The sequence below is a fragment of the Parapedobacter pyrenivorans genome (assembly GCF_014636865.1).
Lineage (GTDB): Bacteria > Bacteroidota > Bacteroidia > Sphingobacteriales > Sphingobacteriaceae > Parapedobacter > Parapedobacter pyrenivorans.
Map to the genome: position 1 here is coordinate 864,233 of NZ_BMER01000001.1, position 13,416 is coordinate 877,648.

The 13,416-nt window shown below is 47.7% G+C and carries 14 protein-coding genes; 1 reads left to right on the forward strand and 13 read right to left on the reverse strand.

What is annotated here, in order from left to right; genetic code table 11:
- Nucleotides 1–54: 54 nt before the first annotated feature.
- Nucleotides 55–1,854 (forward strand): hypothetical protein, encoded by a 1,800-nt coding sequence (locus tag IEV98_RS03345; RefSeq protein WP_188504501.1) that lies wholly within the window; start codon nucleotides 55–57, stop codon nucleotides 1,852–1,854.
- Here IEV98_RS03345 and IEV98_RS03350 read toward each other — a convergent pair.
- The 13 genes from IEV98_RS03350 to porK all read right to left on the reverse strand — a co-directional run bounded on the left by IEV98_RS03350 (nucleotide 1,843) and on the right by porK (nucleotide 13,141).
- Entirely contained in the window at nucleotides 1,843–2,409 is a 567-nt protein-coding gene (locus tag IEV98_RS03350) for a DUF4256 domain-containing protein (protein WP_188504502.1), read from the reverse strand. The two genes, IEV98_RS03345 and IEV98_RS03350, sit on opposite strands and share 12 nt — an antisense overlap.
- 40 nt (nucleotides 2,410–2,449) lie before the next feature.
- Nucleotides 2,450–2,839 carry a DoxX family protein gene (locus IEV98_RS03355; RefSeq protein ID WP_229738543.1) on the reverse strand — a complete coding sequence of 130 codons (390 nt, stop codon included), beginning with the start codon at nucleotides 2,837–2,839 and terminating at the stop codon, nucleotides 2,450–2,452.
- A 15-nt stretch (nucleotides 2,840–2,854) separates the two neighbouring features.
- Nucleotides 2,855–3,328, reverse strand: coding sequence for an SRPBCC family protein (locus IEV98_RS03360; RefSeq protein WP_188504503.1), 474 nt, complete (start codon nucleotides 3,326–3,328; stop codon nucleotides 2,855–2,857).
- An 8-nt stretch (nucleotides 3,329–3,336) separates the two neighbouring features.
- Nucleotides 3,337–3,657 carry an ArsR/SmtB family transcription factor gene (locus IEV98_RS03365; protein ID WP_188504504.1) on the reverse strand — a complete coding sequence of 107 codons (321 nt, stop codon included), beginning with the start codon at nucleotides 3,655–3,657 and terminating at the stop codon, nucleotides 3,337–3,339.
- Nucleotides 3,658–3,749: 92 nt separating this feature from the next.
- Nucleotides 3,750–5,855, reverse strand: a complete 2,106-nt coding sequence (gene recG / locus IEV98_RS03370) for an ATP-dependent DNA helicase RecG (protein WP_188504505.1) — start codon at nucleotides 5,853–5,855, stop codon at nucleotides 3,750–3,752.
- Nucleotides 5,856–5,878: 23 nt separating this feature from the next.
- Entirely contained in the window at nucleotides 5,879–6,778 is a 900-nt protein-coding gene (locus IEV98_RS03375) for an EamA family transporter (protein ID WP_188504506.1), read from the reverse strand.
- Nucleotides 6,779–7,168, reverse strand: coding sequence for a RidA family protein (locus tag IEV98_RS03380; RefSeq protein WP_188504507.1), 390 nt, complete (start codon nucleotides 7,166–7,168; stop codon nucleotides 6,779–6,781).
- A 16-nt stretch (nucleotides 7,169–7,184) separates the two neighbouring features.
- Nucleotides 7,185–7,325 carry a DUF6728 family protein gene (locus IEV98_RS24625; protein WP_307726850.1) on the reverse strand — a complete coding sequence of 47 codons (141 nt, stop codon included), beginning with the start codon at nucleotides 7,323–7,325 and terminating at the stop codon, nucleotides 7,185–7,187.
- 74 nt (nucleotides 7,326–7,399) lie between these two features.
- Complete coding sequence (locus IEV98_RS03385; RefSeq protein ID WP_188504508.1) at nucleotides 7,400–8,266, reverse strand: cupin-like domain-containing protein; 867 nt, start codon at nucleotides 8,264–8,266, stop codon at nucleotides 7,400–7,402.
- Between the two features lie 165 nt (nucleotides 8,267–8,431).
- Entirely contained in the window at nucleotides 8,432–9,391 is a 960-nt protein-coding gene (locus tag IEV98_RS03390) for a gliding motility protein GldN (RefSeq protein WP_188504509.1), read from the reverse strand.
- A gap of 22 nt (nucleotides 9,392–9,413) precedes the next feature.
- Complete coding sequence (porM, locus tag IEV98_RS03395) at nucleotides 9,414–10,940, reverse strand: type IX secretion system motor protein PorM/GldM (protein WP_188504510.1); 1,527 nt, start codon at nucleotides 10,938–10,940, stop codon at nucleotides 9,414–9,416.
- Between the two features lie 54 nt (nucleotides 10,941–10,994).
- On the reverse strand, nucleotides 10,995–11,792 hold the full coding sequence (gene porL / locus IEV98_RS03400) for a type IX secretion system motor protein PorL/GldL (protein WP_188504511.1): 798 nt from the start codon (nucleotides 11,790–11,792) through the stop codon (nucleotides 10,995–10,997).
- A gap of 41 nt (nucleotides 11,793–11,833) precedes the next feature.
- Nucleotides 11,834–13,141, reverse strand: a complete 1,308-nt coding sequence (porK, locus tag IEV98_RS03405; protein ID WP_188504512.1) for a T9SS ring complex lipoprotein PorK/GldK — start codon at nucleotides 13,139–13,141, stop codon at nucleotides 11,834–11,836.
- Nucleotides 13,142–13,416 lie beyond the last annotated feature (275 nt).

The window sequence follows — 13,416 nt, forward strand, 5'->3', positions numbered from 1 at the left end:
TAAGTATCATCAAATTAGGGCTCACATTCAACTAATTTCTTAAAACGATTGAGCATGTTTGGAAAGAAAAAGATCGCCCCCATAATCAACTCAACAAGTATCAGTCGTTGGATGCATTTTATAATGGGCATAGTCGCGATGTTCGTCTTAATCCCTAGGTCCAGTGATGGACAAGTGCTATCGGGCGTTGACGAATTAGGCAGGATTTTACCGCAGTATGAAGAAACCGGTGCGAAAAAAGCGAACCGCCATGTGGGGCTGTTTTATTTCCTGTGGCAAGGCGATAAATCGTCCCCTACCTCGGAACGTCACTGGGATTTGAGCGAACTGTATGCCAAGACACCGGCGGTATTTAAGGATTTTGATCATCCCGGTTGGGGTGGCGGAGCTGGTCAGCCAGGCAAGTATTACTTTTGGGGCGAATCCATCTACGGATATTACCGGGGTGACGATTATTGGGTACATTTGAAAAACATGCAACTGCTTACCGACGCGGGCGTTGATTTCCTAGTCATCGATGCCACTAACCGGTTGACCTATCCCAAGCAGTCCGTTGTGCTGATGGAGGCGATCGAAACCGTTCGGAAGCAGGGTAAGCAACCACCCCAAATCGTCTTTTATACCAATACAGCCTCCGGTGAGGCCATGGAGGAAATCTACAACAATTATTATAAAGACAATGCGCCGCATCGCTATCCCAATTGCTGGTTTCACCTGGAAGGAAAACCATTGATTATCGGGCTATCCCGGGAGGCCGCAGGTCGTGACTACGCTGACTTTTTCACTATCAGAGAGTCCCAGTGGCCCAATGAACCGCAGAAAATCAACGGATGGCCCTGGATTGAGTTCCAGCGACCTCAAAAGGTATATTACAATCACAAAGGTGAAAAGGAAATCGTCAATGTTTCCACTGCCCAACACCCCAATTTAGAAGCATCCATGGGAGGTTCGGCATTTTACGAACAAGCAGGCAATTGGGGCAGAAGCTATCGCAACAGTTCTCCCGGCAACCCCACAACCGACCTTTGGCATGGATATAACGTGCAAGAGCAATGGAATTTTGCTCTACAGCAAGATGTCCCATTCATTTTCATCACCGGCTGGAATGAATGGATTGCTGGCAAATGGCGGCGCAGCACAGGCGACAAGAATCAGGCATTATTTGTTGACCAAGCTAATGCCGAATACAGCCGAGACATCGAACCGTCGTTGACCGATGGCCTAAAGGACCATTATTACATGCAAATGGTAGGCAATATACGCCACTATAAAGGAACGGATACGGTATCCCCGCTCGGTATACGAAGGGTAATTAGCCAATGGTCCGACTGGAAGGAGGTAACGGCCGCCTACACCGACTACGTCGGCGACGTCCTGCATCGCCGTCATCCCGGAGCGCAGTCTGACCCTGAGATTACCTATATAAATGAAACGGGACGCAACGATTTTGAAACCCTCAAGGTTGCGGCAAGCGATGAGGCGCTTTATTTTTACGCACAAACAGCAGCTGATATCACCCCCACCTCGGGCGATAATTGGATGACGCTTTGGCTGAATGTCGATCAATCGTATCAATCGGGTTGGTATGGTTACGATTTCCGTGTCGTCAATGGCAACGAACTTCAACGCTATGTGAACGGCTTCTGGCGGCACATCGGCGCCCTGAACCATCAACTTTCAGGCAATCAATTAATGATCACCGTCCCGCTCACCGTGCTTGGCCTGCCGACGCAGCGTATCAACCTGGAATTCAAGTGGTCTGACAATATGCAGAAAGCTGATCCGCTGGACTGGTATGTCAATGGAGATGCTGCTCCCGGCGGACGCTTCAATTTATTAATATCATACCCGTAACGAGCCACGGAATCCCCGGGCGCCATAATAGGAGTCTGCGCCATTGTGATAGATGAAGACACGGCCGAAACGCCAGTCACCGAAGATGGCTCCGCCGAGCTTCCTGATATCTGCGGGTGTTTCGACCCAGCTTGACGTTTTAGCATCAAATTTCCCCAGTTCCTGCAACGCTCGGTATTGTTCTTCGTTTAATAGTTCGATACCCATTTCAGCGGCCATATCCACCGCGCTATTCGCTGGCTTATGCATTTTCCTGGCGTCCAGCGCCTCACGGTCGTAACAAAGACTCCTGCGTCCTTTAGGGCTTTCAGCCGAACAATCGTAAAAAATGAATTCGCCCGTCTTCTTATCAAAGCCGACAACATCTGGCTCACCGCCTGTTACTTCCATTTCATCGAGAACCCATAGTTTCTCGGGATTGGCTTCCAGCTTGGCTGCCAATTTCGCCCATTCCAGTCCCTTGTGGCGGTGGCTGTTTTTCTCAAAACGAGCTTTCAATGTGCGGAGCAGTTCGTCGCGTTGCTCGGGCAACAGCTCTTTTTTATTACTATTCATATATAAATAATTATCAGTTACATCAGTTACACTACCTCGCTTAAGCCACAGACAACGTACTAACTTTCCTCCCGGTTGGCCGGAAAAACCACGATACTGCTGTTAGCACCAACAGCAACAATGGGCCAAATAGTTCGATAGCAGCACTGCCTGATGCAATATGCGAGAACACTGCTCCCGTCATGGCAAAGAAAAAGCCTGCATAAGCCCATTCCTTCAGCAAAGGCGATCTAGGAATTAGTATGGCCACAACACCCAGAATTTTCCAAATACCCAAGAGCGTCAAAAAATAGGCGGGATAGCCTAATTGCGTGATAACCGCTACCTCTTCCTTCATTTTAATTAATTGTACGATCCCGGTCGAAAGCATCCCCAACGCAAGCCAAGCCGTGGCAATCCAATAGATAATTTTATCTCGCTTCTTCATCATTGTATGTTTCGTGAGTTAATTTGTTTTTATTTTATTTACGATGTTTTGCAATAGGTTGTGTGCCATATTGATGCCTTGAGCGAAGGGCAACTGCAATAATTGGTCCCGGAGTGCAACCGACCGGAATACAATTTGCATTTGGAGTTTACTGGTGTCGTCGGTAAGCCGTTCAAACTCCAAAAACTCAAGTTGTGGCGCAAAGGACGTGTTCTCCATTTCAAATGTCCGGGTGATTTTCTGGTTTGGAATAAACTCGTGAATGACCCCATTTGACCGAAATACGACGTTTCCCTCCGCATCGGTTGTCTCAAACTCCCATCCGCCGTGGGGCTTGCATTCAAGTTTCAGCACATTCGTACCCATCCATTGCGCTACAATCTCAGGTTCAACATATGCTTTGAAAAGTAATTCCAGCGGCAGATCAAATTCCCTGGTTATCACTAATTCTTGTTTACCATCCTCGGCGTGGATTTTTGTTTTCCGTTCCATATAGGCTATTATTCTGATTGGTATTTTTTCATTATCGCTTCCAGTTTATTAAACCGGTCGTCCCACATGTTTCGAAACGGTTCGATAAAATCTGCCACTTCCTTCATCTTTTTTGCATTGATGTGATAGTGAATCTCCCTGCCGTTTTGCTCTTGTTCGAGTAATTCGCATTCCGTAAGTATTTGCAAATGCTTTGAGACGGTCGGCCTAGCGGTATCGAAGTTTGACGCTATTGCACCCGCGGTCATAGATTGGGTTGCAACCAATAACAGGATAGCCCTCCTTGTCGGGTCGGCTATGGCTTGGAAAACGTCTCTTCGAATACGCATTATGTAGCTATTTGACTACAAATATATATGAAGTCATTCAGCTACGCAATTTTTTTAGACAGTTTTTTAAAAAAATGCATTTTTTCCCGATCCTATGAGATCTTTTCCCAACTGATGCCTGGCTCCGTACGCGTGAGGTATTCACGCAGCCGTACATTTTCAGCGCTGGCAAGCAGCGGGTCGGCAGTGAAGATACCGATAACGCTGTTACGCACTTCGGTCAGTAGTGTTTGGTCGGTAGTGAGATCGGCTAACTTGAGGTCGAGTACCCCGCTTTGTTGCGTACCGCCGATGTCACCTGGGCCCCGGAGTTTCAGGTCTACCTCGGCAATCTCAAACCCGTCATTCGTACGGACCATGGTTTCCAGCCGTAGCTTGCTTTCTTTGCCGAGCTTACCGCCGGACATCAGAATACAATAGGATTGCTCGGCCCCCCGCCCCACGCGCCCACGTAGTTGATGCAATTGCGACAAGCCAAAGCGCTCCGCATTTTCAATTACCATTACTGAGGCATTGGGAACATCCACACCGACCTCGATAACCGTGGTAGCGACCATGATTTGTGTTTCGCCCTTAATAAATCGCTGCATCTCGAAATCCTTATCTTTCACCGGCATTTTGCCATGTACGATACTGATATGGTAGTGTGGCAGCGGAAATTCCGTCCGCAGCGCGTCCAATCCCGCTTCAAGGTGCAACAAATCCATTTTCTCACTTTCTTTGATCAAGGGATATACAATGTACACCTGCCTGCCTTTGGTGATTTCATCCTTCATGAATCCAAACATGCGCAACCGGCCACTTTCATAAAGATGCAGCGTTTTAATGGGCTTTCGACCGGCCGGCAATTCATCGATGACCGAGATGTCCAGGTCGCCGTATAAGGTCATCGCAAGTGTCCGTGGTATGGGAGTTGCCGTCATGACTAACATATGCGGTGGCGTGTGATTTTTGCGCCAAAGCTTGGCCCGCTGTTCTACACCGAATCGATGTTGCTCATCGATCACGACAAACCCGAGGTTCTTGAAGCGCACTCCGTCTTCAATCAATGCATGGGTACCTACAAGGATATCCAATGTGCCGTCTTCCAATTGGGCATGGATAACCCTACGATCCTTCTTGGATACGGACCCGGTAAGGAGCTGTACAGAAGCAATTTGCCCCCCCAAAAGCTTCTTGATACTCTGGTAATGTTGCTGGGCCAGGATCTCTGTAGGTGCCATCAAGCACGCCTGGAAGCCATTATCAACAGCCAGCAACATGCTCATCAGGGCTACTACCGTCTTGCCGCTTCCTACGTCACCCTGCACCAACCGGTTGAGCTGCGCACCCGACGCCGTGTCCTTCCGGATTTCCTTAACTACCCGTTTCTGCGCACCGGTGAGCGAAAACGGGAGGTGTTCATTATAGAAGGCATGAAACCGATTGCCTACGATATCAAACCGATGTCCCTTGAATTTCTGGATGTTCAGCAGCTTGTTTTTCAAGAGTTTCAATTGAATGAAAAACAATTCGTCAAACTTGAGCCGATGAATAGCCTGTGCAAGTTCCTGTTGGTCACGGGGGAAGTGAATGGCTACCAACGCCCTTGGAAGCGGCATCAGGTGATACTTTCTCGCCACGTAATCCGGCAGCGATTCCTCCAGTTGGCCGATGATGCTTTCCAGTAAGGCAGCCTGCAGTTTCTGAATACCTCGACTGTCAAGCGCAAATTTTTTTAGCTTCTCGGTAGCGCTGTATACGGGTTGAAGGCTCATGTTGCCCCGTTGCTTGATACGGGAATTATAAACCTCCATCTCGGGATGCGTCATGGAGAGCTGGTTGTTGAATACGCCTGGCTTTCCATAGATGACGTATGCGGCCCCCACTTGCAAGGTCTTTTTCAACCAGCCGATACTTTGGAACCATACCAGTTCCATCGTGCCCGTGTCATCTTGAAAACGGCCTACCAAGCGTTTGCCCCGGCGTTCGCCCAGCTCTTCCAAATGTACCAATCGACCGATTACCTGCGCGGCGATCATGTCGGCATGCAGCTGATTAATCTTGTAATACTGCGTGCGATCGATATATCGGAAGGGATAATGCTTTAACAGGTCGCCAAACGTGTGAATACCCAACTCGCTTTTGAGCACGTCTGCACGGCTCGGCCCGACACCTTTGAGGTATTCAATGGGGGTTATGGTGCTGAACGATGCCACAACTGTTCTTTGCTTTCAACGGTTCATGCGAATTTATGCAAAACTTTCCGAAGTGTGCCCCAGTTAAACAGGAATACAGCTACAAACAAAACAAAATAGGCCAGCAATTGATACACATAGATACGTTCATGAAAATACACCACAGCTACCACGAATGCAATGATGGGATTGACATAGAGCAAAATACCCACGGTCGACGATGAGATACCATTGAGTGCATACATACTCATGTAGAGCGGTATGATGGTAAATATGATTGCAATAACCACGATATTAAGCCAAAATTTGGACTCCAACGGGAGGGGGTGGTGCTGCCATAGCAAAAACGGCAAAATAAGCAGACTACATATCGTAAGCTGTACGGCGAGGACTGTCAGTTTATCCACCTGCTGAATAACCCGTTGGGCGACTAGATACAGGGCGTAGAATGAAGCAATGCCTACCGACCAAGAGACTTCATAAAGCGATCCCTGAGCCAGCATCGCTACGCTAATAAACGCAATGCCAATACTGATTTTCTTGATGATGGACAAATCCTCCTTCAGGATAAGGAACCCTGCCAAGGTGGTAAGCAACGGGCAAACCAAGTAAGCGAACGCGGCAGACTGGATACTTACATGATTAACCGCGTAGATAAACGTAAACCAATTACCCACGATAAGTATCGATGCGACCAAGGTGAGCCACATGAGTCGCTTCCGCAAGGAACGGGGCAGGTTTCGAACATGACGGAGGTCGGCGCTCAACTGCCTTCTCCGGAAAATAAAAATAAACAGCCAGATCAATATCCCCGAAGCAAAGATCCTGTAATAGAGGATGTCTTCGGCCGGCCACGCCTTGATCTCGCGCAAAGGGATGGCCATAAAACCCCACAATGCCGCGGCAAAGAAGGCTGCCGAAAAATATTTTAACCGTCCCGACATCTATGCTTTCCAGGCGATAACGGAAATCTCCACGTTAACATTCTTTGGCAACCCGACCACAGCAACGGTTTCCCGTGCGGGAGCTTGCTCTTCAAAGTATGTGCCGTAAACTGCATTAACAGTCCCGAAGTCGTTCATGTCACGAAGAAAAATCGTGGTTTTGACCACGTCGATAAAGGCGTACCCTGCGGCAGCCAGCACGGCCTTGAGGTTCTCGAGTACCTGTCGTGCTTCGTCAGCTACCGTGCCTTCCACCAGCTCGCCCGTTTCAGGCGAAAGGGCGATTTGCCCAGATATATAAAGCGTGTTACCGGCTTTTACTGCCTGGTTGTAGGGGCCAATTGGTGCCGGGGCCTGCGCAGTATTAATGATTATCTTGTTCGTTGACATGGTTTTCTGTATATATTCAGTTGAAAAAAAAACGTTCCAAGATTTTGTAAAGGATGGCCAGCAAAAACACGATAATGGCCGTTACGTTAATCACATGCATGATCCGTAAATTGAGGCTATTCGGTCTGTTTGGGTCTTTTTTCCTAAAAAAATACATGACGTACGAAATTAAAAAAACCGCCCTGATAGCAACTGTTCAGGGCGGCGTGTTCATTTTCTAAAGCGGGTGAATTACTTAACCTTTTTTAGCGCCCTTTCTGCACGCTTATTCGCCGCGTTGATTTTATAATTGAACCAACGGTCTTTGAAGATTCTGCGCATCGTATTATCAAAGTGCCGGGTAATGACCAAATTCCTGAACCCACGCCATTTGTCATAGACGTTGGATGGCAAAGCCCGTACGCTGATGGAATAGCCCTCCGTTACGTATTGAATATAGTGCCACCAACCAGAGGGCATAAACAAGGTTTCGCCCGGATGTATCTCCGCCTCGTATCCGCTTAAATGCCTTAATGCCGGAAACTTCTCAAAATCGGGATTTTTGATGTTGGCAATGCTATGAAAATTATAGGGTAATTTATACATCAAGTCCGATTGCTCTAACGGGAATAACCAAACCTTTTTCACCCCTTTGTACTGGGTGATAAACACGTGTGACATGTCGATGTCAAAATGATTACGCGTACTGGACCCTTCACCACCGAAAAAGAGATAGGGCAACCATTGCAACACTTTTCCCCCAGTCACATCATTGTAAATCAAATCGTGGTTAAGTTCCGGCTTCAACTTCATGAGATTGAACAGAAAAATCCGGAGATCGGTCGGTTCGCGCTCAATCAGGTCTAAATACTCGCTGAATTTCATTTTTGCCACAGGGGCACTGGCCGCTCGATCATTCGATGCGTCTTCCCGTCCATGTAAAGAAATCATAGCATCTCCGGCCATTTCCTTGAAATAGTCATAACTCCACTTGGTCCACGCAGGACTATCCTTTCTGACGAAATCATCCATGACGACGGGCACACCTTTATTCAGGTGATTTTTGATAAAGTCAGCCGAGCTTATCCCGGAGATTTTTTCTACTTTTTTGAGTTGCACGACTTAATAGCTAGTTTGAAAACCAATTGTCAATACATTAATGCAAACTTAGGAAATCTTCATGTGCCCCAATACGCCATAAGCCAATTTTACATTCGCATTATAAAATGGTATATAACGATTTGCGTGCCAAAAAGACAAAACGTCACGATATATTTTTAGCCATTAATACGACCAAAGGTCCTGCTCGAAATCAACAAGCTCCTTTTTAATACGCTGGGCTTCATATAGCCGGTCTATTCCATTGTCGATATAGTCCCTTATACGCACGTCTTCGGGGTTGGACTGTTTGATGATATAACTGGCAAACAACCGTTTGATAAATACATCATCGTAGCTCAGCCCCGTAGCGTCGTTGTGTCTGGATGCCACTTCTTTGTTTACCAAGATATGCCTAGCTTCTGGGAAGTAGATCCAGAACGCGGGATACGCATCTGCCGCTACCGATGGTGCATTCTCATCTTCCGTCAAACCGGGAATATCATCGACTAGCTCTTCGCCATCAAAACCGCTGGGGCTTCCGCCCGTGATCTCATCCACCTTAGGCGTAACCAACGGAGCGATACCAATGATGCGGGGTTCAAACACAGCGCGCTGTTTATCGAAAATCCAGTCTTCCTTAATACGGAATCGAACAACATCATCGGGATTGAACGCTGACGCTTCAAAGTGCGACGCGATTACATTCCCATCCGCATCATATTCCTCTACCAAGGTACTATCCGCGCCAAACCTACCCATTACCTGGTCGGGCGCAAGACGAGTCTTAAAGCTGTCACCAGTAGGATCATCTTGGGTAGGGGTAGGGTCATAGGCGGTAAGCTCTCCGGCCATTACCGCTTCCATAATCACATCGATCAACCGGGATTTGGGTGAGGCATATAAGCTGTTCATTTTCTCCCGCACGTCAAACTCCCGCCAAATCCGCTTAACATACGCCACATCCGTGGGCCTTATCGTTGAATAGGGCACAACTTCCCTATCCAAAATATCGGATTTTACGTAATAACCGTCCACTGGTGGCTCCTCAGCGGCAATAGGCGTTGTGCTGTTGGAAAGATTGCCCTGTTGTGCATGGGCTATCAACCCTACACACATGGAAACCAAAAAACCATACACTTTCATCGTGACCTCCTTTCTAACTATTTTAATTGACCCGGAATGAGATCGGATCCAATTCTTGTTGTATTCCATCAGGCCCTACGGCGATAATATTATAAAAAAACACAAAAGAGCCGGGCGAGATCGAGCCGAGCGCGTTCTGCATTGGGCCTGAGAACGTACCGTTCGTACCTTGGTATGGCCCCATGGGATCGACCCGTGGTTTCTGTATCAACAAGGAAAAACGGGAAATGTTGAACTTAGCATCAAATTCGAAATCCTCCAGCGCAGCAAAAATGCGGTCCTGCCCCTTAATCTGTGCAGCCGCCACGGCGCCCCCAGACCGGCCGGCCACGCGGGCCTGCGGTTTCGGAATACGCTTTACACGAAAATCGGTAGAACTTAATGCTTGAGTCTGCTCGCCCATCCGCGCCGACACGTTTATCTTAGCGGTGCCCGGTTGGGTCACTCGAGCTACATATTTGCCCCCGGACCCGGATATACTTACACCCTGACCGCTTACGGACAAACTTTCTTTCGGAATGCCAGGAGCTGATACCGAAATGGGGTTATCCACACCTATGTACAAGACATTCATGGCGTCCGGTGAAACTACCGCAGAAGGCCGCGCTACCTGATAGGTTTGTGGCTCGGTCATGTATTCTTTGACCGTCCCGTCTGTTTGCTTTACACGGATGGTACCCGTCCAATTGAAAACGCCTTCACTGCCCGTGTTTATGGAATACGTAGCTTGCCCGTCGGTGACGGGAAGCGTATTGCCCCCTACAGTGATTTCCGGATTGGATTTAGAGTCATAGGCCGTGAGAAATACTTTCGCCGTATAAGGCTGTCCCTGGATGACGTAAGACGACGGCGCAACGGCTACCGCTGCAAAACGATCGAGGTTCACCACAGCCATATCCATCTCGCCGAAAACGTGCTTCACAACGGCTGCCTCAGCATTCTTTACGTCCGCTTTTATTTTTTCCAACGCTGTGATGGCAGCGGTCAATGGGATGCCATCACCAAAATTAGCCTGTTCCCATGATTTCTGGATACCCCCGCGCGCAGGCGGATCTTGAGCATCCAATGAAAAAGCCACTTCATTCTTCGATAGTTCCAGCAGCTGTTGCCGGGTCTCATTAATGAGATCCCGCAGCTTTTCCGCACGCTTTTCCTTTTGCTTAATCATGATGCGTGGGCTGATACTCAGGTTGTCACGTTTCCGAATATCACCCGTCGATTCATTTTGGCCGCCGCCTTCCTGTTCGAGCAATATTTTAAGCGAATCGATATAACTGGAAAGGTTACTGGCTAACTGACTGGCTTGTTCGGCGCGATCCAATATCGGTTTGGCTCTTTCGGGCTCGTCTTTTAACTTAGTGGCCCTAAAGGCATTAAACATATTATCTATACCGGCTTGTGTATTTTGGGTAGACGTACCTAAGCTTGTCGCGAGATTCTTAAAGGCATCGAGTACGGAGTCACTTACATTCAATGCTACCAATCCCAACAACACCAGGTATAGGATACCCATCATTCGTTGCCTTGGAGTCTGTTTTCCTGCTGCCATGGTGTAATATTACTTTTTTAAGGTTGAAGGGTTGTTAATTTCTTAAAGAATAAATTACACACGGGGTTGGTTCATGGCGGCCAACATATTTCCATATACCGCATTGAGCGATGCCAGATTCTTATTGAGATGAGCTACCTGTTCCCGGAATTGCTGCGTATCGACGACAGACTCATTGAAGTTTTGCAGGGTGTGCGCAATACTGTCATAGTGTTGAGAAATGGTTTGCAGCTTTTTGCCAGTATCCTTTAATTCCATTTCGTAAACGGCATTAAGGTGTTGCAAGTTACTTGCTAACTTGTGCACTTGCTCATGGTACGCATTGACATCAGACCCGCTCGAACTGATATTGGCCAAATCGTTTGACGCTTTCTCAAAAGCCACATTGAGTTTATCGAAGCTAATAGTCGCTCCCTTCACCTTTTCAGTGAATTGGCTAGTGGCAATTGACGCATCGGACACATTGGAAATAGCGGATACCTTATCGCCAAAGGTACGTAAGCCATCACCGAGTTTTCCGATCAGATCGGGGCTTATATGCGCATCCTGCAGCATCTTATCAAGCGCGGCGGTGGTACCGACATTAGCTACTGGCCGGGCTGTGGCTTTTGGCAGTTCTCCGGAATAGTCATCAGCCAATTCGGGATATACCTTAGTCCAATCCACATCTTTATCCTCGCTTTGGAAACCAAGCAATAAGAATAACAACGCCTCCGTGCCGAGACCGGCAATGATGAGCCAATCTCCTGCAGGCCAGTGTTGCAACTTAGCCATCAGTCCGATGATGACCACCGTGGCTCCCCAAGAGACGACGTTATTGATACCTACTTTGAATTTGCGTTGTGCTGCCATAGTCTATAAGCTAAATGTTTAAGTGTTGATTGATACGTCTATTAATTATTCATGGGATCTACTCCCGGAAATGCGGATACGCTCCTGAAGCCAATGTAAGATTTAGCGGTATCTTGGTATTCGTAGGCACGGGCGGAATTCTGCAAAAAATACCCAATGTCTTTCCAAGAGCCCCCTCTTACGACCTTGCGTTGCAGCGATTGGGGATCTCCGGGCTTTGAATCGTATCGGTAAGTTGGATTCATATCATGGACAAATGATGATGCAGATTCGTTGAAGGATGACGATGTCCATTCCGCCACATTTCCGGCCATGTTATACAGGCCGAAGTCATTGGGGAAATAAGAATAGACGGGTGCTGTATAAGCGGCACCATCATCGATATAATTTCCCCTTCCGGGTTTGAAATTGGCCATCAGACAACCTTTCGCATTCCGTGCGGACGGTCCGCCCCACGGGTATTGCGACCCTACCCTGCCGCCACGCGCGGCATATTCCCATTCGGCTTCGGAAGGGAGCATATAGGGCTGGCGGATTTCGCGGCTTCCAGATTTCCGGCTACGCTGATGATTTTCAAATAGGCGAGAGCGCCATGTGTTAAACGCCTGGGCCTGCCGCCAAGTGATACCTACAACTGGATATTCATCAAAAGATGGATGGGAAAAGTACCCTTCCACCATCGGTTCATTTTGCGCATAGCTAAAATCGTTGAGCCACACCGTTGTGTCGGGATAGACCAAAATGGTGTCACGCCGGATAAAGTCCGACCGCGTCTTGGCAGGATCGTTTTTTGCCGCCGTGGCGGCACGCAGGTCATACCATTCGTAATGGTAGCGCAGCAGTCGTACATCGAGTTCGTCTTTTCCAAAAATACGATCTTCTCCTTGGTAATACATCTGGCGCGTGCGCTCCCTAACGGCCTGGTCTTTCGAATTCCATAGCGAACGCTTACCTCCATTTACTTTAGACCAATCGATATATCGCTCGTTGGAGCCTTCCACCTGTACAAAATAATTGTCGTCTTGCAGGTAATTGTAAATCAATATGGAATCACGAATCCAATTGACAAACTGCCGGTATTCACTATTGGATATCTCGGTTTCATCCATATAAAACGATGAAATAGTGACCTGCCTATTTTGGGCCACCTGGGCGAATGTAATGTCCTGATCGGATTGTCCCATAATAAACGTACCCCCTGGTATGAGCACCATACCATGCGGCACTTTATTGGTTTTAAGGCGTTCCCGTTTGACACCTACGAGCTCCCCCCCACCAGACTTGCTGCAGCCGGTTAAGAAAACAGCGAATATAATTACGGATAGTATAGGTAAACAATTTCTATTCATTTAGATATATCTATGGCTACGAAAGCACATGCAATGGTTAGCCTACCTCCCCGATTCCGACAATCACCCCATTGCTTTTCTCAAAAGCCCGTGATTAATAACCCGTTACGGCAGCAAATTTCAGACCAAACCTTCTATGAGTGCCATCTGCTTGACTAAGCAAATGTAACTATCTTTCTCGCACGTTCAAAATAGCGTTTCTCCTTATGTAGATAAATACTTAATTTATTCCTCCTCGGAATAGCGGCCATAAATTTATCAAAAGAAACGGTATT

What these genes read in the sequence shown, in the direction of transcription:
- IEV98_RS24625 (WP_307726850.1), bottom strand. Translation starts at nt 7,325, where the DNA reads ATGTATTTTTTTAGGAAAAAAGACCCAAACAGACCGAATAGCCTCAAT.
- porM (WP_188504510.1), bottom strand. Translation starts at nt 10,940, where the DNA reads ATGGCAGCAGGAAAACAGACTCCAAGGCAACGAATGATGGGTATCCTA.
- IEV98_RS03365 (WP_188504504.1), bottom strand. Translation starts at nt 3,657, where the DNA reads ATGCGTATTCGAAGAGACGTTTTCCAAGCCATAGCCGACCCGACAAGG.
- IEV98_RS03360 (WP_188504503.1), bottom strand. Translation starts at nt 3,328, where the DNA reads ATGGAACGGAAAACAAAAATCCACGCCGAGGATGGTAAACAAGAATTA.
- porL (WP_188504511.1), bottom strand. Translation starts at nt 11,792, where the DNA reads ATGGCAGCACAACGCAAATTCAAAGTAGGTATCAATAACGTCGTCTCT.
- IEV98_RS03355 (WP_229738543.1), bottom strand. Translation starts at nt 2,839, where the DNA reads ATGATGAAGAAGCGAGATAAAATTATCTATTGGATTGCCACGGCTTGG.
- IEV98_RS03345 (WP_188504501.1), top strand. Translation starts at nt 55, where the DNA reads ATGTTTGGAAAGAAAAAGATCGCCCCCATAATCAACTCAACAAGTATC.
- IEV98_RS03390 (WP_188504509.1), bottom strand. Translation starts at nt 9,391, where the DNA reads ATGAAAGTGTATGGTTTTTTGGTTTCCATGTGTGTAGGGTTGATAGCC.
- IEV98_RS03350 (WP_188504502.1), bottom strand. Translation starts at nt 2,409, where the DNA reads ATGAATAGTAATAAAAAAGAGCTGTTGCCCGAGCAACGCGACGAACTG.
- IEV98_RS03380 (WP_188504507.1), bottom strand. Translation starts at nt 7,168, where the DNA reads ATGTCAACGAACAAGATAATCATTAATACTGCGCAGGCCCCGGCACCA.
- IEV98_RS03375 (WP_188504506.1), bottom strand. Translation starts at nt 6,778, where the DNA reads ATGTCGGGACGGTTAAAATATTTTTCGGCAGCCTTCTTTGCCGCGGCA.
- porK (WP_188504512.1), bottom strand. Translation starts at nt 13,141, where the DNA reads ATGAATAGAAATTGTTTACCTATACTATCCGTAATTATATTCGCTGTT.